The sequence below is a fragment of the Candidatus Pelagibacter sp. PS_31 genome, from assembly GCF_059417865.1.
This window is the reverse complement of record NZ_CM182069.1, coordinates 1,072,004-1,094,998: the sequence shown is the minus strand read 5'-3', so window position 1 is coordinate 1,094,998 and position 22,995 is coordinate 1,072,004. Positions and strand designations below refer to the sequence as shown.

23 protein-coding genes are annotated in these 22,995 nt (G+C 29.7%); 12 read left to right on the top strand and 11 right to left on the bottom strand.

Annotated elements, in window-relative coordinates; translation table 11 throughout:
• Positions 1-5: 5 nt before the first annotated feature.
• Positions 6-542: a phosphoribosyltransferase gene (locus tag AC5SLN_RS05795; protein ID WP_271487501.1), complete on the top strand. Its 537-nt coding sequence runs from the start codon at positions 6-8 to the stop codon at positions 540-542.
• A gap of 33 nt (positions 543-575) precedes the next feature.
• Here AC5SLN_RS05795 and AC5SLN_RS05790 read toward each other — a convergent pair whose 3' ends face one another.
• Positions 576-1,886: an NCS2 family permease gene (locus tag AC5SLN_RS05790; RefSeq protein ID WP_006997728.1), complete on the bottom strand. Its 1,311-nt coding sequence runs from the start codon at positions 1,884-1,886 to the stop codon at positions 576-578.
• 131 nt (positions 1,887-2,017) lie between these two features.
• Between AC5SLN_RS05790 and AC5SLN_RS05785 the strand changes: the two genes are divergently transcribed.
• A complete protein-coding gene (locus AC5SLN_RS05785; protein ID WP_494577879.1) occupies positions 2,018-2,323 on the top strand; it encodes a hypothetical protein in 306 nt (101 codons plus the stop codon).
• Between the two features lie 47 nt (positions 2,324-2,370).
• Here AC5SLN_RS05785 and AC5SLN_RS05780 read toward each other — a convergent pair whose 3' ends face one another.
• Both AC5SLN_RS05780 and AC5SLN_RS05775 read right to left on the bottom strand, forming a co-directional pair.
• Positions 2,371-2,817 carry an Hsp20 family protein gene (locus AC5SLN_RS05780; protein ID WP_006997730.1) on the bottom strand — a complete coding sequence of 149 codons (447 nt, stop codon included), beginning with the start codon at positions 2,815-2,817 and terminating at the stop codon, positions 2,371-2,373.
• Between the two features lie 98 nt (positions 2,818-2,915).
• Entirely contained in the window at positions 2,916-4,991 is a 2,076-nt protein-coding gene (locus AC5SLN_RS05775) for a S9 family peptidase (RefSeq protein ID WP_494593193.1), read from the bottom strand.
• A gap of 17 nt (positions 4,992-5,008) precedes the next feature.
• On the opposite strand from AC5SLN_RS05775, the gene AC5SLN_RS05770 reads away from it, so the two are divergent.
• Positions 5,009-5,515, top strand: a complete 507-nt coding sequence (locus AC5SLN_RS05770) for a J domain-containing protein (protein WP_494593192.1) — start codon at positions 5,009-5,011, stop codon at positions 5,513-5,515.
• Here the strand turns inward: AC5SLN_RS05770 and AC5SLN_RS05765 are convergent.
• Complete coding sequence (locus AC5SLN_RS05765; RefSeq protein ID WP_494593191.1) at positions 5,512-6,477, bottom strand: glycosyltransferase family 9 protein; 966 nt, start codon at positions 6,475-6,477, stop codon at positions 5,512-5,514. The two genes, AC5SLN_RS05770 and AC5SLN_RS05765, sit on opposite strands and share 4 nt — an antisense overlap.
• A gap of 51 nt (positions 6,478-6,528) precedes the next feature.
• Here AC5SLN_RS05765 and AC5SLN_RS05760 point away from each other — a divergent pair, with 51 nt between their 5' ends.
• Together AC5SLN_RS05760 and AC5SLN_RS05755 are read left to right on the top strand one after the other, a co-directional pair.
• A complete protein-coding gene (locus AC5SLN_RS05760; RefSeq protein WP_494593189.1) occupies positions 6,529-7,413 on the top strand; it encodes a dihydrodipicolinate synthase family protein in 885 nt (294 codons plus the stop codon).
• A gap of 76 nt (positions 7,414-7,489) precedes the next feature.
• Entirely contained in the window at positions 7,490-8,665 is a 1,176-nt protein-coding gene (locus AC5SLN_RS05755; protein WP_494593187.1) for a hypothetical protein, read from the top strand.
• A 1-nt stretch (position 8,666) separates the two neighbouring features.
• Here the strand turns inward: AC5SLN_RS05755 and AC5SLN_RS05750 are convergent, their stop codons facing one another.
• From AC5SLN_RS05750 to AC5SLN_RS05740, 3 genes are read right to left on the bottom strand one after another with little or no spacing between them, the layout of a single operon-like run.
• Positions 8,667-9,209, bottom strand: coding sequence for a tetratricopeptide repeat protein (locus AC5SLN_RS05750; RefSeq protein ID WP_494593186.1), 543 nt, complete (start codon positions 9,207-9,209; stop codon positions 8,667-8,669).
• Between the two features lie 45 nt (positions 9,210-9,254).
• Entirely contained in the window at positions 9,255-9,602 is a 348-nt protein-coding gene (locus tag AC5SLN_RS05745) for a thiol-disulfide oxidoreductase DCC family protein (RefSeq protein ID WP_006997738.1), read from the bottom strand.
• A gap of 3 nt (positions 9,603-9,605) precedes the next feature.
• Positions 9,606-9,968: a rhodanese-like domain-containing protein gene (locus tag AC5SLN_RS05740; RefSeq protein WP_494593185.1), complete on the bottom strand. Its 363-nt coding sequence runs from the start codon at positions 9,966-9,968 to the stop codon at positions 9,606-9,608.
• 110 nt (positions 9,969-10,078) lie between these two features.
• Between AC5SLN_RS05740 and tldD the strand changes: the two genes are divergently transcribed.
• The 3 genes from tldD to AC5SLN_RS05725 are packed head-to-tail and all read left to right on the top strand — an operon-like array spanning position 10,079 to position 13,784.
• On the top strand, positions 10,079-11,491 hold the full coding sequence (gene tldD / locus AC5SLN_RS05735) for a metalloprotease TldD (protein ID WP_011281517.1): 1,413 nt from the start codon (positions 10,079-10,081) through the stop codon (positions 11,489-11,491).
• Between the two features lie 5 nt (positions 11,492-11,496).
• The gene (locus AC5SLN_RS05730) at positions 11,497-12,816 is read left to right on the top strand and encodes a TldD/PmbA family protein (RefSeq protein ID WP_494593183.1); all 1,320 of its coding nucleotides are present in this window, start codon (positions 11,497-11,499) and stop codon (positions 12,814-12,816) included.
• Positions 12,813-13,784, top strand: a complete 972-nt coding sequence (locus AC5SLN_RS05725) for an NAD(P)-binding protein (protein WP_494593182.1) — start codon at positions 12,813-12,815, stop codon at positions 13,782-13,784. Before AC5SLN_RS05730 ends, AC5SLN_RS05725 begins: the two co-directional genes overlap by 4 nt.
• A gap of 2 nt (positions 13,785-13,786) precedes the next feature.
• Here AC5SLN_RS05725 and AC5SLN_RS05720 read toward each other — a convergent pair whose 3' ends face one another.
• On the bottom strand, positions 13,787-14,467 hold the full coding sequence (locus AC5SLN_RS05720; RefSeq protein ID WP_494593180.1) for a DUF6134 family protein: 681 nt from the start codon (positions 14,465-14,467) through the stop codon (positions 13,787-13,789).
• Between the two features lie 53 nt (positions 14,468-14,520).
• Here AC5SLN_RS05720 and yczE point away from each other — a divergent pair, with 53 nt between their 5' ends.
• Positions 14,521-15,168, top strand: a complete 648-nt coding sequence (yczE, locus tag AC5SLN_RS05715; protein ID WP_494593179.1) for a membrane protein YczE — start codon at positions 14,521-14,523, stop codon at positions 15,166-15,168.
• Here yczE and typA read toward each other — a convergent pair.
• Positions 15,165-16,991 (bottom strand): translational GTPase TypA, encoded by a 1,827-nt coding sequence (gene typA / locus AC5SLN_RS05710; protein ID WP_494593177.1) that lies wholly within the window; start codon positions 16,989-16,991, stop codon positions 15,165-15,167. The genes yczE and typA overlap by 4 nt on opposite strands.
• 195 nt (positions 16,992-17,186) lie before the next feature.
• On the opposite strand from typA, the gene AC5SLN_RS05705 reads away from it, so the two are divergent.
• Together AC5SLN_RS05705 and AC5SLN_RS05700 are read left to right on the top strand one after the other, a co-directional pair.
• The gene (locus AC5SLN_RS05705; protein ID WP_494593176.1) at positions 17,187-18,833 is read left to right on the top strand and encodes a DEAD/DEAH box helicase; all 1,647 of its coding nucleotides are present in this window, start codon (positions 17,187-17,189) and stop codon (positions 18,831-18,833) included.
• A 361-nt stretch (positions 18,834-19,194) separates the two neighbouring features.
• On the top strand, positions 19,195-19,908 hold the full coding sequence (locus AC5SLN_RS05700) for a class I SAM-dependent methyltransferase (protein WP_494593175.1): 714 nt from the start codon (positions 19,195-19,197) through the stop codon (positions 19,906-19,908).
• Positions 19,909-20,072: 164 nt separating this feature from the next.
• Here AC5SLN_RS05700 and groL read toward each other — a convergent pair whose 3' ends face one another.
• Entirely contained in the window at positions 20,073-21,737 is a 1,665-nt protein-coding gene (gene groL / locus AC5SLN_RS05695) for a chaperonin GroEL (RefSeq protein ID WP_006997748.1), read from the bottom strand.
• Between the two features lie 23 nt (positions 21,738-21,760).
• Positions 21,761-22,051, bottom strand: coding sequence for a co-chaperone GroES (groES, locus tag AC5SLN_RS05690; RefSeq protein WP_494593174.1), 291 nt, complete (start codon positions 22,049-22,051; stop codon positions 21,761-21,763).
• Positions 22,052-22,174: 123 nt separating this feature from the next.
• Between groES and AC5SLN_RS05685 the strand changes: the two genes are divergently transcribed.
• Entirely contained in the window at positions 22,175-22,993 is an 819-nt protein-coding gene (locus AC5SLN_RS05685; RefSeq protein ID WP_494593172.1) for a TIGR01459 family HAD-type hydrolase, read from the top strand.
• The last annotated feature ends 2 nt before the right edge of the window (positions 22,994-22,995 follow it).

The following is a 22,995-nucleotide window of genomic DNA, read 5'->3' as shown; positions in this document are numbered from 1 at the left end:
TTTATATGATAAAAAATTTTATGGCAGATAAATTAATTATCACTTTTGATCAGTATACAAAAATTGTAGAAAAACTAGCAATAGAAATTTACAATAATTATAAGCCAACAGTACTAGTTGGTATTATGAGAGGGGCAGCCCCCATATTGGATATCCTCTCTAGAATTTTAAAATTACCTATAGCTTATATAGTTATCCAAAGTTATTCAGGAAAAGGAATGGAAGATAAACAGGGTCAATTAATGTTTGCAAGAGAAATTAGTTCTTTAGCTGAGAATAAAGATTTTAATAAAGTTTTATTAGTAGATGATTTATCTGATACAGGATTAACTTTAAACAAAAGTATTGAGTGGTTAAAAAATTATGAACCAACCAAAGATTATATAAATGAAGTTAAAACAGCTTGTTTATGGAAAAAAAAATCATCCACATTTGAACCAGATTTTTGTCCAGTTAAACTAGATTCAGATCCATGGATTGTTCAGCCTACTGAACATTATGAAGAGATGTCTATGGAAGAAATAATTAAGAAAAATAAATAGGGCTGGAATAATTCCAGCCCTAAAAATTATATTTTAAGCAACTGCAAAACTAACGACACTCAAGATTGCAATAATCCATATCGCTGGTGAAGTTGAAGAAAACTTACCAGTAAATAATCTGATTAATGCGTATGATACAAATGCTAAAGCAATACCATTACTAATACTATATGTTAACGGCATAGCAATCATAGCAAGAATAGCAGGAGCTGCTTCACCAATATCATCCCATTCAATATCAGTTATGTTTCTAACAAAAAGAACAGAAACAAATACTAAAGCTGCACCATCAATTTGCTTAGGTAAACTTGTTGCTAAAGGAGCAAAGAATATACAAGCCAAAAACAGAAGACCAATTACTAAAGAGGTCATTCCTGTTTTCCCACCAGCTTTTACACCAGCACCAGACTCAACATAACTTGTTACAGTTGTTGTTCCCATCATTGCACCCGCTACAGTTCCAACACTGTCAGCCATCATCGCTTTTTCAATATCTTTAACTTTACCATTTTTATCAACCTTACCAGCAACGTTTGCTACTGAAGTTAATGTTCCTGCAGTATCAAAGAAATCAACAAATAATAAAGTAAACACTACAGTTGTCATACCAGCTGTTAATGCTGCTGATAAATCAAAATCAAATAGATAAGTCATTGGAGGTGGTGAGCTTGCAATTCCATTAAATTTAGCAAGTCCAGTAGCCCATGCAATAATACTGAATAGTAAAATACCAATAATGATATTTCCCTTAATTTTCATTTTTTCAAGAACAACCATCAAAATAAATGCTGCACAACCCAATAGAACAAGGGGATCACTCAAGTCACCTAATTGAACTAATGTTACTGGGTTATCAACAACAACTTCCATGATCTGAAGTCCAATTATTGCTAAGAATAATCCTATACCAGCGCCAATTCCTAATTTTAAACTTCTTGGAATTGAATTAATTAACCAGGCTCTGATAGGTGTTAATGAAATGATTAAGAATAAAACCCCAGCAACTAGTACAGCCCCTAGAGCTTCTTGAGGCGTATAGCCCATTCCAGCACAAACACCAAATGCAACGAATGCATTAATTCCCATGCCTGGTGCCAAACCTATCGGCCATGTTTTTCCATAAAATGCCATTATGAAACAAGCAAGCGCTGTTGCAACAATTGTTGCCGTGTATACTGCTCCAAATTCAAAGAACCCTTTTTCTGGTCCAGCAAATTCACCTGATAGTATAAATGGATTTAAAAACATAATGTAAGCCATTGTCAAAAATGTTGTTACACCAGCTATTACTTCTGTTTTAAAATCAGTCTTGTGTTTTTTATAGTCGAAATATTTTTCTAACATTGATCCTCCTAAGATTAAGATGGACTAATATTAGATTAATTAAGAAAATACTCTTAAAAATCCAAGTTTATCAACATATTTCAACTTATAAGTTTATATTTATGCCATATTATGAGTGTTATCATTGAACCATGCATAAATTAAAATTTATTTTAATAAGCTTATTTCTTTTAACTTTTGTTGCGGGCTGTCAAACAATCAAAAATAAAACAGACGCAATTGTTGAAAAAGAAAATGCTAAGCTAAGTGAATACATTGGAAAAACTTCAAGCAATTTGCAAATGGAATTAGGTAAGCCAGATGAAGATTTTAAAAATGATAAAGGTAACTTAGAGCTTGTTTACAACACCAAAAAATATGGAATACTTTGCGAAAGAAGATTTGAAGTAGATTCTAATTCTATAGTGATTGGTTTTGTTTCAAACGGTTGTTTCTAAAAAACTTAATACTTGTGGGGAATGTACCCCACAAGTAAGGTTTTTACTTATTTTATTTCAATAAGTTTTTTCTTTTTATATTCAGGTACAATTCTTTCACAGGCAATTGTTAAAAGACCATCTTTTAATTCAGCACCATTAACTTTCACATCCTCAGCGATTGTAAATGATCTTGCAAATTGTCTTTGTGAGATACCTTTATGAATAATTTCACCATCATCAGATTTGTCCTCAGATTTATCAACTTGTTTTGTTCTTACAGTTAATAAATTGTCTTCAAACTCCACCTCTACATCATTTTTATTAAAACCAGCTAAAGCAACTTCAATAGCGTAGTTGTCTTTTCCAGTTTTTCTAATGTTGTACGGTGGATAATTGGACTGCATGGTTAACCCTCCATTTCCCAGCATATTTTCAAATTGGTCAAACATATCGTCAAATCCAATTGAAAAAGGTCTTAGAGTGTTAAATATAGATAGATCCCTACTTGTCATAGTTTCCTCCTTTGTTAGCAAGGTTAATTTAGTAAGCCCCATTAGGCGACTTACATATGATATTTAGGAATTAAGCTAAAAATTTCAAGATAGTACGACTAAATTTTTTTAGAAATTTTTAATGCAAATGCATAATCAAGTGCAATTTCTTCTATAGCCCCATCTCTACCTGATTTACCACCATGACCTGCGTTCATTTCAGTTTTTAAAAGTAATAAATTATTATCAGTTTTATATTCTCTTAGTTTGGCGGTAAATTTTGCTGGTTCATCAAACAATACTCTGTTGTCACTTAAACTTGTTGTGATCAACATATGAGGATAATCCATTTTCTTAATATTATTATAGGGAGCATAAGAATAAATATAATCAAAATGATCTTTTTTATCTTTTGCATTTCCAAACTCATCAAATTCTCCGACTGTTAAAGGTAAAGAGTGATCTAGATTAGTTGTCAAAGAGTCTACAAATGGTACTGCCATTATAATTCCTAGAAATAATTCAGGGGCTTGATTAACTACGGCACCCATAAGAAGACCACCTGCAGAACCACCCATACCTATTATTTGATTTTTTGAAGTATATTTATTTTCAATTAAGTATTTTGCAGAAGCAATATAATCTTCAAAAGTATTTTTTTTATTTAGCAGCTTTCCTTCTTTCCACCACTTCATGCCTCTTTCCATACCCCCTCTAATATGGGCCGTAACCCAGATGATATCTCTATTAATCAAACTTAATCTAGTAGCAGAAAAACTAGGGCTCATAGAGCTTCCGTAAGAGCCATAACCATAAAGCAGCAATTGAGCACTTCCATCCATTTTAGTATTTTTATGTCTGGTAATTGTAAGAGGAACTAGTCTTCCATCGTGTGATTTACAATCTACTCTTTCTACAATGTAGTCATCAGGATTATGACCAGATGGGATCTCTTGTTCTTTAACTAATTTTTTTTCTTTTGTGCTTAAGTTATAAGAATAAACTCTAGACTGCGTCTTAGGTGAAGAATAACTTATATATATCTCATCTGTATTCTTATCTCTTTGCATTAAAGAGGCACCAGGAACATATACAGTTTCATCAGAAAAAATTAATTCTTCTTCTATTCCAGTTGTAATATTTTTTACAAATAATTTATCTAAAGCATCTGAAGTTTCAGATCTAATGATCCAATTTTTTAAAAATGTTAAACCTCCAATTAGAACCTCATCTTTTGCAGCAATAAAGGTTTTCCAGTCTGGTTTTTCTAAACTATTACTAATGTCTACTTTAAAATCTTCAGCATTTTCATTAGTATGATTGTAAAATTTACCATCCCAAGAATTAACAGAATAAAGAATTCCTCTTTGTCTTTTTTTTATTAATTTAGGTTTGGGATCTTTTTCATTAACATCAAAGTAATATTGTTCAGATGTATTATGGTCTGAAGAGCTGATAAAGAAATATTTATCATCTGCACTTAAACCAATTCCAACCGTAAAAGCTTCACTTTTTTCCTCAAAAATTAATTGATCCTCACTAACTTTAGTTCCTAATTTGTGTCTATAAATTTTTCTTGGTCTATGATTTTCATCGAGTTTTGAATAAAAAACATACTGATCATCTAAACTGAAAGTTATACTACCTGATGTTTCCTCAATCTTTTCAGTAACTAATTTTTTTGTACTTATATCTCTAATATATATTGTGTAATATTCAGAACCCTTTGTATCTAAAGAATATCCCAAATATTTATCATTAAAACTAACCTCCAAATCACCAACACCAAAGTATTCTACTTTTAGTTTTTCTTTTTCTTCATCTCCATTCCAAATTTCTTCAATATTATTAGTTCCAATTTTTTTCCTTAATTTTATGGAATAATTTCCTTTGGTAGTTGTTTTTGACCAATACTCATAGTCAAAATCTTTAAAAGGTAAAGACTCATCATCTAATTTTATTCTTCCTTTGATTTCATCAAATAATTTTTTTTGAATGGTCTTGGTATCTGATAAGTGAAAATCAGTATAAGAGTTTTCTTCTTCAAGATATTTTCTAACTTCAGGGTTTAATTTTTTGCTATCTTTTAAAACTTCCAGGATGTCATCTTGATGTATCCAACTATAATCATCTTCCCAACTAATATTATGACACGTTTTTATTTCTGATTTTTTTTTAAGATGTGGTATTTTCATGGATAGAAATTAAATATATGAATATTATTATTTATACACTAGTTTTTTTGGGAATTGCTTACTTTTTACTTAAATTAGTAGCCAACACTTCATCAAAAAAAATATCAAAACATTTAAGAAAATTAATTTTCTTAGGTTTGATAATGTTAGCAGTATTATTTGTAGTTGCTGGCAAGTTTTTATTAAGCATTCCTCTAACATTACTGAGCTTAGCTTTAGTTAAGTTAAAAGGGTTTTCAATATTTCAATTAATTGGCTTATTCAGACTTATACAAACACTTAGAAACTCTGGGAGATTTTCATTTAAACAAAATCAAAATGTTAAAAATTCTTCTAAAATATCTATAGAGGAAGCCTACAAAATTTTAAATTTAGATATAAAAAAAAATATTAGTAAAGATGATGTTAAAAATGCATACATAAAAATTCAGAAAAAGATACATCCAGATATTTCACCAGAGACTGCAAGGTTATCGATGATTGTAAATGAAGCTAAAGAGATTGTATTAAAAGATATTTCTTAGTTAAGAATTTTTTTTAATTGATCAAAAATTTTGTCTGGATTAATTTTCTCTTTACCTAAAGTATTATGTGTTACTGTATTTTCTCCATCTGGGATAATTGGATACATTTTTGAACTATAATTCCCATATATTAATGGTGTGTCTGCCATTAAAACAATTGTTTTAATACCAAGTCCTGACGATAGATGACTAAAACTAGAATCATTACAAATAGAAATATCACAATTTTTAATTATTGGTAAAGTTTCTCTTATACTTAAGTCATCTAAAGGAATACATTTGTCTTTAAATTCTGTATTAAGTATTTCTTTTAAAATTTCTTGCTCTTCTTTATTTTTGCCAGTAGTTAAAAAAAACCGACACTTATAAGCATTAGAGATTAAACGAATTAGCTTTATAAATGTTATAGCTGGAATTCTTTTAGTTGGCCCTGATCCACCTATGCCAAGTAAAATATTTTTTTGATCATTATTGATTTTAAATTTTAATTTTGCATCCTGAACAGATTGATCATTGATAATAATTTTTGGATCATCTTTTACAATTAAATTTAATTTTTTATTTATAAATTTTTTTGCAGCATCTATTATATGCTGGTTTTTTTTTGTAAGTAAGGGATATTGATAAATGTTTTTAATACCAGCAAACTTTGCAACTAAATAAAATCTAAGTGATGAATTAAAAATAAAAATTTTATCAAAGTTATGTTCTCTAAGTTCTTTTGCCAAGTTTATAAATCCACTAAAACCTTGGTGTCTAGCACCCTTGAGATTGTTACCTTGTTCAAGAATGATTATTTTTTCAATATTTTTATTATCTCTTAAAAATTGTTCTGCTTTTGAACTTTGTTTAGCTAGAATACTTAGAGGTGTATTAAATTTTTTTGAAATAGCATCTATAAAAGGTAAGTAGATTACCATATCTCCAATTCCCATTTTATTTTGTACTACTAAAATTTTCATTTAATACTTTATCATCTTTACTAAATTTTTTATTTTATATAAGTTTAGCATATGAGTAAAATTAAAGGTATTTATGCAGCTGGAATGTCAATTTTTAATGATGATTTAAGTCTAAATATAGCAAAGACCATAAATCATGCAGAAAGAATAATTGATCAAGGTTGTCATGGTGTTGCTATTTTTGGAAGCACTGGGCAAGCACAACTTATATCTATAAGTGAAAAAATTAGTCTCTTAAATGAATTATCGAAGAGCAAATATAGAGAAAAATATTTAATTGGAACTGGACTAAATTCTTTAAATGAAACTATAAATTTAATGAAAGTGGCTAACTCCTTAAACTTTAGTAATTTTTTAATAATGCCACCAGCTTATTATAAGTATGGTGATAGTGAGGTAATAGAATTTTACTCAAAAGTAGTTAAAGCTGTGCCAGACAGTAAGATTATTTTATATAATTTTGAAAAGTTGTGTGGCTACAAGTTTAGTGTTGAGTGTGTTAAGGAGCTTGTTAAGAAATTTCCAGAACAAATAGTTGGTGTCAAAGATAGCTCCTATAACCTATATGAAAATTTAAAAATTGATAATTTCTCAGTTATGCCGGGATCAGAACTAAAACTTCTAAAGGGTCTTGAGCTTGGATGTGATGGTATTATTACGGCAACTTGCAATGTAACTGCTAATTTATCTAGAAAAGTTTACGAAGATTTTAGTGAAAAAAAACAACAAACGGTAAACGAGATACTATGCAAAATTAGGGGTACTTTTGACCAATACAATCTAATATCAGGATTACATTCTTTTATGTCAGATCAAGATGATTGTTATAAAAATGTTATACCACCAGTTAGTCTTTTAAACGAAAAAGATAAAAAACAACTTGTAGAATATCTTGGTAAGCTTAATTTCACAATAGATTCGTTAAAGATACATTAAATAAGATTTTCAATAATATAGAAACAAGAGACTATATTTATTAGTAATTAATTGATAAATCTAATTTTCTTAAAGTATGAAAAAAATAAAAAAAAATTTAGCTAAAAAAAAACCTTTAGCAAAAAAGAAGGTTAAAAAAACTACAAATAAAAAGCAGAAAAAAAATTTAAAAATAAAAAAAAATATTTATAATAAGAAAAAGATAAGAAAAAATATAAAAACAAATAAGAAAAAACAAAAAACTTACTCTAAAAAAAAAGCAACCTTAATATCAAGAGTAGTTGAGCTTCAAAATTCTTTAAAGCCAGAATTTAACTTCAAAATTAATTTTAGTTTAGAAAAGTATATTCAAGCTTTTTTTGATAGTATTTCCAACAGAATATCCGAATATAAAACCTTAAAAGCTGATGAAAAAAGAAGAAGACAACTTGAGGAAATTGAAAAAAAAGAAAAAGAAAAATTACAAATCCAAAAACAAAAAGTAAAAGAAGAAGAGGAGCAAACCAAACTTAAAGAAAAAGCATTAAAAGAAGAAATTAAACTTGAAAAGGAAAGAGCAAGAGACATAAAATTATTTTTACGCAAGGAGCAAGCATTACTTAGAATTGAACATGCTGAAAGGCAAAAACAATTTCTAAAACAATTACAATTAGAAAAACAGATAGAAAAATTTAGAATAAGAGAGATTAAAGAATTAGAAAAACTTGAAAAGATTTCATTAAAAGAAAAAAGAGATGATTACGCTGGTCTTCAAGCAAGGATAGAGAAACTAAAAGATAAATATAGGATCATAAGAGACCAAAAAATTAGAGAGAGAGTAGAAGCTTTAGGAGTAAAAATCCAAGGTGATGAGGATAGAGATACTTTACTTCAAAAAGAGAAAGATTATAAAGTTGCGAGGCAGAAAATTGAACTTTCTCTTGAAAGCTTTTACAGAAGTGCCAGTAGTTTAGTTTTTCAGCTAAATAAAAGGCACATCACTAGACACATGTCTATTTTTAGATGCATTGATCAAAGATTTGAAACTGGTGAAATCTTTATTAAATGGGATGAAGCACCCGATGAAGAGTGGCTGTTATTAATTTATATAAAAAATAATTCTCCTGACGAAGGAATAGTCATTGAAGATAAATCAGATCCTGAAAAAAATTTATCTCATGAATTCAAATCAAATGAAATATTTAAAGCATCAGATCTAATGGTTGACTCGTTAACTCAGTTAATTTCAAGAAAAAGAGCTAAAAAGGATTAAATTAGATACTATCTTCTTTAATCAATCTTTCAATTTCAGGTATTAGTTCACGACTTTTAAATGATGGATAGAATTCTAATGCGGTTTCAATACTCTTAATTGCTTTTTCATATTCTTGAAGTTTTATGAAAATTCTTGCTTGTCCTGATAAAGCCCCAAAATGTCTAGGCTCTATATCTAAAACTTTATCAATATCATTTAATGAATTTTTAAACTGACTCATTAAAAAATATACAGTTGCTCTTTTATTCCACGCTTCAGACCATTTAGGGTCATTCTCCAAGATATTACTAAAAACTTTTAATGCATAATTATAATCACCATATTGCATTAACTCTGTTCCAAACTCTAACTTTTCAGTTAATTTAAAATCACTAGGATGCTCATTCCAGATAGACCAAATTTTTTGCTCCAATAGAGCAGCACTTTTTGAATTATCAATAATTTGAAGTTGGTGAAAAAGATTATTTAAAATAACTTTCTGAGATGACTGAGCAGAAGAAACAAAACTAAATATAAATACGAATAGTATGAAAACTTTCATAATTAAAATATATTTTATTCAGTGCCTCATCTCAACATTAAAAACTTATTTCAAAAGTTGTTTCTTATTTTTTAAAAATAAAAAGAAAGCAATAATCTCATAAAAAAATGAAAATAAAGTAAAAATTATTGGAGTTTTAAAAAAACTATAAAGAAACTTATATTTAGGAATTTTTTTCCATACTAATAAAAAAGCTTCTGCCCCTCCAATTACTTTCTCCCCATCTTTAATATGAAGTCTACGCAAAAGGTTCTTAGCATTTCTTTGAGTTTCTATTTCTGCTGATTTATTATTTGTAATATCCACCCATTCTATGTCTTTAATATTTTGTTTTTTATACAAATTTATCTCAGCACGGCAAATTTTACATGAATTATTAAAATAAACTTTCACAATCTATTTTTTATCTTTCCAAGCTGTCATTCCACCAGTCATATTTTTCACATTTTTTATTCCCATTTCCTGCATAGTTTTTGTTGCAAGTGTGCTTTGACCTCCAAGACCACAAAAAACTATATATTCTTTGTCAGGATTTTTCTTAAACATTTCATTTTCTAAAGGACTACCATCAGCTAAATAAAACTCTAATAAGCCTCTTTCTAAATTTACAGCATTACCAATAGTCTCTGACTCAAAACTATTTTTATCTCTTACGTCTATAAATTGAACATTTGGGTCATTTAGTTTTTGTTTGGCTTCATCAACCGAAATATTTTTTATCTCGTTAGAAACGTTCATTAATTCATCAAATTTTTTCATTATATTGTCCTTTTCTTTAATTTATTCCTAAAATTATATAGAATCCGATAGATTGTATATGTGCGAAATACGACAATTGAAAAAATAATTATAACTATTACTTGTTAATTATGAATGATTTTTTTACTAAAACAGATTTATCAAGAAAAGATGCTGAGAGCATTATATCAGAAACATTAAATAGTTGTGATGATGGTGAGCTTTACTTAGAAAACTCTAAAAGTGAATCTATTGTGCTTGATGATGATAAAATAAAGAGTTCTAGTTATAGTTCTGATCTAGGATATGGCTTAAGGGCGGTTACTGGTGAAGTAGTAGCTTATTCTCATTCAAATGAAATTTCAAAAAAATCATTAAAACAATCGGCTAGCAATCTAAGCTCAACATTGAAATCTCAAAAAGGTATTTACAATCATGAAATTCCACAAACTAATGAAAAATTTTATAAAGATGTGAATCCGATAGAAGAAAAATCACTACAATCTAAATTGGATCTTTTAAAAGAAGTTAATAACTATACGAGAGCTAAAGGTGGAATGGTAAAACAAGTCACTGCTAGTTTTGCAGGTGAGCATAAATCTATAGAAATTATAAGATCTGGAGGTGAAGTGTTAACAGATGTTAGGCCTTTAATTCGTTTTAATGTTTCAGTCATGCTTGAAAAAGATGGAAAAAAAGAAACAGGAGTTTATGGAATTGGTGGAAGACAATCTTATGATGAATATCTTAAAGATGATAATTGGAAAAAAGTATGTGATGAAGCATTTAGAATTGCTTCAGTAAATCTTGAAAGTAAACCTGCACCAGCAGGAGAAATGAAAGTTGTTTTAGGATCGGGCTGGCCAGCAATACTAATTCATGAAGCTATAGGGCATGGTCTTGAAGGTGACTTTAATAGAAAAAAAACATCTGCCTTCCATAATTTAATGGGTCAAAGAGTTGCTAGTGAGGGTGTTACTATTGTTGATGATGGAACTCTTCATAATAGAAGAGGAAGTTTAACAATAGATGATGAAGGGACGCCTACTGAAAAAACTGTTTTAATAGAAAATGGTATATTAAAAAATTTTATGCAAGATCGACTAAATGCTAGATTGATGAACACAAGATCAACAGGTAGTGGAAGACGAGAAAGCTACAAGCATGTTGTTCTACCAAGAATGAGAAATACCATGATGTTAAATGGAAAGTATTCTCAAGAAGAGATGATTAAATCGGTTGATAAAGGAATATTTGCAGTAAGTTTTGGTGGTGGGCAAGTAGATATTACTTCAGGAAAATTTGTATTTAACTGTACAGAAGCTTATGAAATTATTAATGGTAAAATTGGATCACCTATTAAAGGTGCAACGTTAATTGGTGATGGACCTTCAATTTTAAAAGAGGTTTCATTGGTTGGCAACAACATGATGCTTGACCCAGGTATTGGAACTTGTGGAAAAGCAGGGCAAGGTGTTCCAGTAGGTGTGGCACAGCCATCGATCTTAATTGATAAAATGACTGTTGGTGGAACTCAATTATAAATCATATGGTTAAAGATCAAGATTATTTAAAAAAGACAGCTTCTTTTTGTATAGATTTAGCAAAAAAACTTGGAGCAACAGATTCGACTGCTGCTGTGATGCACTCCATCTCAGAAACAGTAAATTTTAGAAATAAAAAATTAGACGAATCTGATCGGTCAGATAGCCTAGGGGTAAGTCTTACAACTTATATTGGCAAAAAAAAATCAAGTATTTCTTCTTCAAATCTTACTGAAGAAAATATCAAGACATTGGTTGAAAGATGTATTGAGACAACAAAAATTACTCCAGAGGATGAATATAATTCATTACCAGATAAAGACTTACTGGCTAATAAAATTAATGATCTAAATTTATATGATGATGACCATATAGAGAATGATGAAAAAATTGAATATTTAAAAGAAGTAGAAGAGGCTGCATTTCAAAAAAAAGAAATTATTAATACAGAAACTGGTTTCTCTGAGTCAAAATCAAATTTTATATTAGCTAGCAGTGATGGTTTTTTAAATGGTTATAAATCTTCTTCTTTTTCAGCATCATGTGTGGCTGTAGCAAAAGATTCTAATAATAAAATGGAAAGAGATTATGAATTTACCAGCACCTGTCATTTAAATGATATGTTAAAACCTAGTCAAATTGGTGAAATAGCAGCAAAAAAAACACTACAAAAATTAGATCCAAGAAAAATAGAAAGTGAAAAAATTAGTATTGTCTTTGATAGAAGAATTTCAAAAGGAATATTGAGTACTTTTGCAAGTGCAATATCTGCTTCCTCAATTGCAAGAGGCACATCTTTTTTAAAAGATAAAATTAATGAGGAAATATTTACCTCTTCAATAAATATTTTTGATAAACCTAATATAGTTAAAGGGTTAGGGTCAAGGTATTTTGATTCTGAAGGAGTGAAAACTGATGAATTAAAGCTGGTAGATCAAGGTGTTTTAAAACATTATTTAGTAGATACCTATAATGGAAAAAAGTTAAACCTTAAGTCAAATGGTAGAAGTGGTGGAACAAGTAATTTATATTTTGAAAAAGGTTCTATTTCTTACAAGGACTTATTAAAATTAAATCAAAGAACTTTATATATTACAGAAACAATCGGTCATGGAAGTAATTTAGTTACAGGAGATTATTCTGTGGGTGCCACAGGGTTTATGGTTGAAAATGGAGTGTTTAAACATCCAGTAAGTGAAATAACTATTGCTGGAAATTTTAAAGATATATTCAAAAACATTACTTTGGCTGATGATCTTGAGTTTAAATATTCTACCAATGCTCCAACGATGTTAATAGAAGGCATGGTAGTTGCGGGTAAATGAAGGATTTCTGTATTATTGGCTCAGGTATTTCTGGTGCAACAATTGCAAATTCTCTCAGTAAAAAATATTCATTAGATGTTTATGACAAAGCGAGAGGAGTTGGGGGAAGATCGTCTAATAAAAAGCTTAATAAGAATGAAAGCTTTGATCATGGTGTTCAATATATTTCACCAAAAAGTATTCAATTTAAAAAATTTATAAAAAGTTTAATTTCTAAAAAAATTGTTAAAAAATGGCCAGGAAAACATTTATTTTTAAATACTGATAAGAAAGAAGACAAAAAACATATTAAAATAATTGGAAAAAAAGGTAACAACGCAATCAGCAAATATCTATTAAAAGATATCAAGTGCAATTTTAATAGTGAAGTAATTAAAATTTTTAAAAAAAATAAAGTTTGGGAAATATATTTTTCTGATGGATCAAAAAAATTATATAAATCATTGATATTAACCTGTCCATTTCCTCAATTAAAAAAACTTTCAAAAAAATATATTAAACATTCATTTATTAATCAAAAAATAAAAATGGATGCAAATATAACAGTCATGATGGCAACAAAAAAAAGTAAACTTAATGTTAGTAGTTATTTTTTTAATGATAAAATTTTAGGTTGGGCTGGAAATGAAAATAGTAAAATGAGATTTAAAAGTAAAAATGATCTTTGGACTTTGCAGAGCACTTACTCATGGGCAAATAAAAAAATTGATAAAAATCGAGAAAATAAAAAATTAAACACAAAGATTATGATTGAGCAGTTTTTTAAACTTACAGGTATCAAAAAAACCAAAGTTTTATTTTCATTAAATCATGGCTGGAAATATTCATCTAACTCAAAACCTTCGAGAATTAAAAGTTATTGGAATTCTTCCTTAAATCTAGGAGTTTGTGCAGATTGGTTTGTTGGACCTAGACTAGAGTCGGGATGGATAAGTGCTCAAGATCTTTTTAATAAAATAAATAAATAGTTTTATTCAAACTTTTTAACCTTATATTCCCAATTTCCTAATCTAGAATAAGTAACCTTTAAAATTAATGAATTTTTTTTATCAAACCATATATCAAAATTAAGTCTTTTATCTTTTGGTAAAGACATGTCTTTTGAGGTTAATTTAAAATGATCTACGTCATAGGTTTTACCGTAGAGTTCGATTTTTTCTTTAGCAACAAAGGTTACCACTTGTTCTTTGATACTGCCTGATATTGGACTAATTTGACTATCAGTTTGTAAAATTTTATGGCTCCACCAGTTTCCAACTACGTTATTTATTGATGCTATACCAATATAGGAAGAACCTTGAATATCAAATTTATTTGTTTGTTTATTAAATTCTAAATTTACATATTTTTTTTTATCATTTTGAAGTGTTTTAGAATTAAAAGAAATTAATTGATCTTTAATATACTTTTCCTCACCAAACCCTTCAATTTCAAAAATCGTTGCACCAAATAATTTCACTGTAAATTTAATTTGATTTGTAACTGTTGTCTTATCTCCATCCTTTTTAAAAAAATAATAATTATAACCAATAACTTCACCATCTTTTAAAATCTCCATTTCAATTTTATTAAATTTATTATAATGCGCCATATGAGCATTAGAGCTGAGTGAATATGTTAAAAAAAATATTAATATAAAAAATTTTTTCATAAAGTACTAACAATAATAGACTTTAGTTTTAAAAGAAGTAATTTATTGAAAATATGTTCTTGAAAATTAAAGATATTCCTAAAGTATATTGGAGTTCTGAAAAACCATTAAATCTTAAACCAAAAATTTCAACTTTCTTTTTTTTGTGTCTTGGATTAGTTTTATTTGGTCTAGGTGAGGGATTATTAATAGTCTCTTTTGTGGGGGCTTCCCCTTGGTCTATTCTTGCACAAGGTATTGCATTGAATGTTGATCTTTCAATTGGAATAATAACAGTATTAATTAGTATTGGAGTTTTGTTTCTTTGGTTGCCACTTAAACAAAAACCTGGAATTGGAACAATTTTAAATGCAATAATTATTGGTTTAATGATCGATGTCTGCATAAAATTTATACCAACCCCTGAAAATTATTTAAATCAATTAATTTTAGCAACAATTGCTGTACTTACGGTTGGTCTTGGTGGAGGGATTTATCTTGTTGCAAACTTAGGTGCAGGTCCAAGAGATGGATTAATGGTTGGTTTGCAAAAAAAAACTAACTTACCCATTGCAACTGTAAGAGCTTTTCTTGAAATAACAGTCATGTCTATTGGGTGGTATTTAGGTGGAACAGTTGGAATTGGAACTTTATTATTTGCTTTTGGAATAGGACCTTCAGTTGCTTTAGGATTATATCTTGTTGGAAAAACTTTTAATTAAAGAGGTGTTCCAGATTTCTCATTCTTTTTTCTGTCATTAGGATTTAGAATAGCTTTTCTTAATCTAAGAGATTTTGGAGTAATCTCCAAAGCTTCATCAGTATTTAGCATACTTAATTGTTCAGCAATTGACATTTGTCTTACTGGTGTAAGCACAACATTTTCATCAGTTCCTTGAGTTCTCATATTCGTTAACTGCTTACCTTTCATGACATTAATAATCATATCACCTGGTTTTGGGGCTAATCCAACAATCATTCCTTCATAAACAGGATCATTATGAGTTACAAACATTTCACCTCTTGCCTGCAAGTTAAATATTGCAAAAGCAACAGCTTTTCCGTTTGCCATTGAAATTAAAGCACCATTTTTTCTGCCATCCATTTCACCTTCAAATTTTCCATAACCATGGAAGATTCTATTAATTACACCAGTTCCTTTTGTTAAAGTTAAAAATCTACTTGTGTAACCCATCAAGCCTCTTGTTGGTGCATGAAAGATTAATCTTTTTTTATCTTTTCCTGTATCTTTAAGATCAAGTAATTTACCTTTTCTTCTATTCATTGAGTCAATAATCTTTGATGAAAACTCTTCATCTACATCAACAGTAATCTCTTCAATTGGTTCTAGTCTGTTACCATTATCATCTTTTTGGTATAAAACTTTTGGAGGACTTACAGTCATTTCAAAACCTTCACGTCTCATTTGTGTCAGTAGAATTTCAAGCATTAGCTCACCACGACCACTAATTACAAAAGCGTCTACGTTTGCATTTTGAGAAAAAGAAATTCCAACATTATTTTGTGCTTCAGTAACCAGCCTATCTCTGATTTGAGTACTTGTTAATTTTTTACCTTCTGTCCCAGCTAAAGGTGAACTATTCACACTTATAGTAATAGACATTGTTGGAGGATCTATTGGAGTTGCTGGAAGTGGATCGTTTACTTCAAGATCGCAAATTGTATCTGCTACATTAGCTTTTTCTAAACCTGCAATTACAACAATATCTCCTGCTTCACCAACTTCAATGGGTACTTTTTTAGTTCCTTCGTATCTAAAAATTTTAGTTAATCTACCTTCATCAACTTTCTCACCTTTAAGATTTATTGCTTTAATAGGCTGGTTAGCTTTTGCTGTTCCTTGAGATATTTTTCCAACTAAACTTCTACCTAAGAAACTATCTGCGTATAATAAAGTAGATAGCATTGCGAAAGGTTTAGTTTTATCAAGGTCTGCTGGTTTAACATGTTCTATGATTAAATCTAATAATGGGTGTAGATTTTCTCTTGGTCCATCTACTTCTTTATCTGCCCATCCAGATCTTCCACTTGCGTACATAACTGGAAAGTCTAACTGTTCTTCGTTTGCATCTAAACTTACAAATAAGTCAAATGTTTCATCTAAAACTTCATTAGCTCTTTGATCAGCTTTATCTAGTTTGTTGATTACAACAATGGGCTTTAAACCTTGCTTAAGAGCTTTTGCTAACACGAATTTTGTTTGTGGCATTACACCTTCAGCAGAATCAATTAATAATAAAGCACCATCAGCCATACTTAAAACACGCTCTACTTCAGCTGCAAAATCTCTGTGACCTGGTGTATCGATAATATTAATTCTAGTACCTTGCCAATCAATAGAAGCAGGTTTAGCTAGAATAGTAATTCCTCTTTCTTTTTCTAACTCCCCAGAGTCCATCAATCTTTCATCTACAACTTCATTTTCTCTAAATGAACCACTTTGTTTCATTAGATTATCAATCATAGTTGTTTTGCCATGGTCAACGTGAGCGATAATTGTGATGTTTCGAATATTGTTACTCATAATTTGACGCTCTTATACATTAATTGAGTCATTTGAAAACTTAAAAAAAATCAATATTTACTCACTTAAATTAATTATTCTAAAAATTCACTTCTTGTGATTGTTATAAAAACGTATAGATATCCCTATATAAATTAGACGTATTAAAGGATTAAGAGCATATCTCCTTAAATTTTAAAAAATCTAAATACCTAAATGGAAAACTTTAAATTACTAAAAATAGAAGATTCGTTAAAGAATTCATTGGAAAAAATGAAGTTTACGAAACCAACTCCAATTCAGGCGATGGCAATTCCTGTTGCTTTAGAGGGAAAAGATATTTTAGGAACAGCTCAAACAGGAACTGGAAAAACATTGGCATTCAGCATTCCTCTAATAAATAAATTAATATTAGATAAAAATGCATTTGCATTAGTTATGTGTCCAACTAGAGAGCTTGCAACTCAAGTAATGGCTGCAATTAAAAGCATTATTAGTGATAAAATTAACATTAAAACTGCTTTACTTATTGGTGGAGAGGCGATGCAAAAACAACTTAGACAACTAGGCAATAGATCAAGAATAATAGTTGGAACTCCTGGAAGAATTAATGACCACTTAAAAAGGAAAAGCTTAAATTTATCAGCTACCAAATATCTAGTATTAGATGAAACTGATAGAATGTTAGATATGGGTTTTACCCCACAAATAGAATTAATTTTAAAATTTGTTCCTAAGGATCATCAAACGTTATTATTTTCAGCAACATTACCACAAAATATTGTTAGAATTTCTGAAAGATATCTAAATAAGCCTGAAAGAATTTCCACAGGGTCAACATCAGTGCCGATCGCAAAAATTAAGCAAGAAACTCTTCAGGTTTTTAAAGAAAATAAATACGATCAACTAGTAGACCAATTTATAGCAAGAAAAGGATCAATATTAGTTTTTGTTAAAACTAAAAGAGGTGCCGATAAAATGGTTAAGCGTCTTAAAGAAGAGGGTCATTCAGCTGATGCTATTCATGGAGATCTTCGTCAAAGTAAAAGAGACCGTGTAATTAATTCATTTAGAAAAGGTCTTAAAAGAATATTAATAGCAACTGATGTTGCTGCAAGAGGACTGGATATTCCTTTAATCCAGCACGTTATTAATTTTGATCTTCCACAAGTTCCAGAAGATTACGTTCACAGAATTGGAAGAACTGCGAGAGCTGGAACAGAAGGTTCTGCTTTAACTTTTTTAACACCTGATGATAGATCGATGTGGAATGAAATTAGTAAATTAATTGATCCAAATTTTAAACCTGCACCACGTGGTGCAAGAGGAGACTCAAGAGGAAAAAAAAGAGGAAAAGCTCCTTACAATAAAAAAAGAAAATTTAGAGATGAAAAAAAATCTTTTAGCAAAGGAAGACCTGATAGATCATCAAGAGATGGAGAGAAAAAAAGTTTCGGTTACAAAGGAAAATCTAGTTTTGGTGACAAGTCAAAATCATCTGGTTACGCAAGACCTGATAGATCATCAAGAGATGGAGAGAAAAAAAGTTTCGGTTACAAAGGAAAATCTAGTTTTGGTGACAAGTCAAAATCATCTGGTTACGCAAGACCTGATAGATCATCAAGAGATGGAGAGAAAAAAAGTTTCGGTTACAAAGGAAAATCTAGTTTTGGCGATAAATCAAAAGCAACAGGATTCACGAATAATCCAAAATACTTTGGAAAAAAAATATCTGAAAGTTCATCTACTAGTGGAGAGAAAAAAAGCTCTAGTTTTGATGGAAAGAAGAAGTTTAAAAGTAGAAGTGATAGACCTAAAAGCTTTACCTTTAAAAAACATAGTCAAAAAAGAGCTAAAGTCTAAGATTTTTTAGATTTCTCTTTTTTCTTTTTTCTTTTTTCTTTCAGGCTTAATTTAGGTTTTTTAGCAGTACTCGAATCTTTAAATGATTTTCCACTGTACCTTTTTGACATATCTTAATCTTATAACAGCTTAATAAAAAAAAAACTATCTAAAAAGATGGCCTTCGAATTTCTTTTTAAAAAAGAGTGGGATTACATTCGCATTCTAAAGTAAAAAAGTTAAGATTTTATAGGTGATTTAAGTAACAGACATTGAATATGATCAATTTTTGACCTCAAACTTGGAAGCAACAGACATTGAATAATTGATGTTCAATGTCAGGATTTGTTTGAATTATCCTTGTTTTTGATTAATTTAAATTATGATAAAAAAAGTATTGATAAAACATTTTATACCTACAGTTTTAACCCCTGCTAATTTTAGAGAGTTAAAGAATAAAATATTTCATAAAAACAAGATATCCCACAGATATGAGTTTGAAAAAAACTTTTATACTAGACATGCTTTTATTAATAAAGCAATTTCACAATATAAGGATTGTAAATATCTTGAAATTGGTGTTGATGGAAATCAAGTTTTTAATTCTATCCCTTTAAAATCTGACAAAAAGTTTGGAGTAGATCCATTTAGAGGTGGAAATTATAGAATGACTTCAGATGAATTTTTTAAAAAATATAATCACTTAAAATTTAATGTGATTTTTGTTGATGGTTTACATGAATACGAGCAATGTCAAAGGGACTGTTTAAATTCTATAAAATTTCTTGAGAGTGGAGGGATAATTTTATTTCATGATTTTCTACCAAGATCTCCTTATGAAGAAAATGTACCAAGAAAACAAATCTCTTGGACAGGAGATGTTTGGAAAGTAGCAGTTGAACTTTCTAATTCGGTAAATGTTGATTTTAGAATAGTTAATATCGACCATGGAGTAGGCATATTAAAAATTAAAAAAGACTTTAAGTATAATAAAATGAATAATTTAAAGAATGAAAATTTTGATAATTTTTTAGAATACAAAAAAAAATTTCCTATAATTACATCTGAGGAGGGACTAGAATTTATAGGACAATAAAATCAAAAAAATTTGTTAAATATTTAATAAATATTTAATAAATATTCAATTTGGCAATTCTCTGATAATTTGTATTATCAACAAAAAACCCCCAGAAATTTCTTTCTGAGGGTTTCTAATTTGTTTAACTCTTGTACTTAGAGTGTTCTGGTCGGGGAACCGTATTACATACCCATTCCACCCATACCACCCATGCCGCCCATTCCACCAGGCATTCCACCAGGCATTCCACCGGCACCAGAGTCTTTATCATCGGGCTTATCAGCAATCATGGCTTCAGTAGTTACAAGTAATCCAGCAATCGAAGCTGCATCTTGTAAAGCTGTTCTTACAACTTTAACAGGATCGATGATACCTTTTGCAAACATATCAACGTATTCTTCGTTCTGAGCATCGTAACCCATATTTTTTTTATTTTGTTCAAGTAGTTTTCCAACTACAACTGAACCATCAACTCCAGCATTTAAAGTTATTTGTCTAATAGGAGCCTGTAAAGCTTTAGCAACTAATGCAACACCAGCTTTTTGATCGTCTCCTTTAACTTTAAGTGTGTCAAGACTTTGTGAAGCGTATAAAAGAGCACAACCACCACCAACTACTATTCCTTCTTCAGCAGCAGCTCTAGTTGCATTAAGAGCGTCTTCAACTCTATCTTTTCTTTCTTTAACTTCTACTTCAGTTGCACCACCAACTTTGATTACAGCAACTCCACCAGCAAGTTTTGCCAGTCTTTCTTGAAGTTTTTCTCTGTCATAATCAGAAGTTGTTTCACCTACTTGTTGTTTGATTTGAGCACATCTAGCTTCAATTTCAGATTTTTTACCATTGCCGCTAATGATTGTGCTGTTATCTTTATCAACTTTAACTCTCTTACAAGACCCAAGATCAGTAAGTTTAACGTTTTCAAGTTTAACACCAATATCTTCTGAGATAACCTGACCGCCTGTTAAAATTGCAATATCATCAAGCATTGATTTTCTTCTATCACCAAAACCTGGAGCTTTAACTGCAACAACTTTTAAACCACCTCTAAGTTTATTTACAACAAGAGTTGCAAGAGCTTCGCCCTCAACATCTTCAGAAATAATCATTAGTGGTCTACCAGCTTGCACAACAGCTTCTAAAAGTGGAACCATTGGTTGTAAGTTAGTTAATTTCTTTTCATGCAATAAGATGAAAGGGTTTTCTAACTCTGTAGTCATTTTATCAGCGTTAGTAATAAAGTATGGTGATAAATAACCTCTATCAAACTGCATACCTTCAACAACGTCTAACTCAGTTTCTACTCCCTTAGCTTCTTCAACAGTAATAACACCTTCATTACCAACTTTTTGCATAGCTTTTGCAATCATGTTACCAATTTCTTTATCACCATTAGCTGAAATAGTTCCAACCTGAGCAATTTCATCAGTATCTTTTACTTTTTTTGCTGAAGCAATTAAACTTGCCTTAACATGATCTACTGCTGAATCTATTCCTCTTTTAACATCCATAGGGTTCATGCCAGCTGTTACATATTTTACACCTTCTTTAACAATTGCTTGTGCTAAAATAGTTGCTGTAGTTGTTCCATCACCAGCTTCCTCATTTGTTTTGCTAGCAACTTCCTTAACCATTTGAGCACCCATGTTTTCAAATTTATCTTCAAGATCAATTTCTTTTGCAACAGAAACACCATCTTTAGTAATTCTTGGTGCACCATAAGATTTGTCGATAACAACATTTCTACCTTTTGGTCCAAGAGTAACTTTTACTGTGTTAGCAAGGATATCAACACCTCTTATCATTGCCGCTCTTGCTTCAGAGTCGAATTTTACAACTTTTGCCATTTTATTTTCTCCTTTAAATTAAATTATTTGCTAGAAATACCCATAATGTCAGACTCTTTCATTATGCTGTATTCTTTGCCATCTATTTTGATTTCAGTTCCCGACCATTTGCCAAAAAGAACTTTGTCTCCAACTTTCACATCCATTGGAATTAGTTTTCCATCTTCAGTTTTTGCACCACCACCAACAGCAATAACTTTACCTTCTTGAGGCTTTTCTTGAGCTGTGTCGGGGATAATTATTCCTCCAGCAGTTTTTTCACTACTGTCTAAAACTTCTATTAAAACTCTATCGTGTAACGGTTTAAATTTCATAAATTCTCCTTTTATTATGCGACTCATATAGCTATTAGGTTTACTATTTCAAGAGATGTTAAAAAAAATATGTAGGGCAAAAAACCAGAGAAATTGTGTTTTTTATAAGTTATACCTCCCATAATGACTAAGAATTTAGATAAGGATGGATTAAGGTCGATTGTAGAGAATTATGATATTTTTTATATCGATTTATGGGGTGTTGTTCATAATGGGATAACTCTTCATAAAAACGCAATCGAAGCCTTAGAAGAAATCACCAAAGCAAATAAAGACTATGTTCTTTTAACCAATGCGCCAAGACCTAATAAAATAGTAAACAATTTTTTAGAAAAAATGGGGATGAATAAAGAAATTAGAGAAAAAGTTTATTCTTCAGGAGAAGCAGCGCTGAATTATTTAAAAAAAAATTCTCTAGAAGAAAAGTTTTATCATGTGGGACCACCAAGAGATTTTGATTTATTTTTAGATTTTAAAAAAAATAAGACTAATAACATTAAAGAAAGCTCATACTTACTCTGTACAGGATTATTTGAAGAGCAAGGTGAGGATTTAAAATATTACAAAGAGTTATTCAAAAATCATATGGATAAGAAAATGATATGCACTAATCCAGATTTAATTGTTGACAGAGGTGAAAAAAGAGAATTATGTGCAGGGTCTGTAGCTCTTGTTTTTGAAAAAATGGGTGGAGAGGTTATTTATTTTGGAAAACCATTTCCTGAAGTTTATAATCAAGCAATTAATAACGAAGGAAAAAGAGTTTTATCTATCGGTGATAATTTAAATACAGATATTAAGGGAGCCAATCTTTTAAATTTTAATTCATTAATAATATCAAATGGTGTTCATAAAGATGAAATTAAAAAAGAAGGAATCGATGTAATTTCAAAAAAATATGAAGTTGTTGTAAACTTTATTCAAACAGAATTAAAATGGTAAAA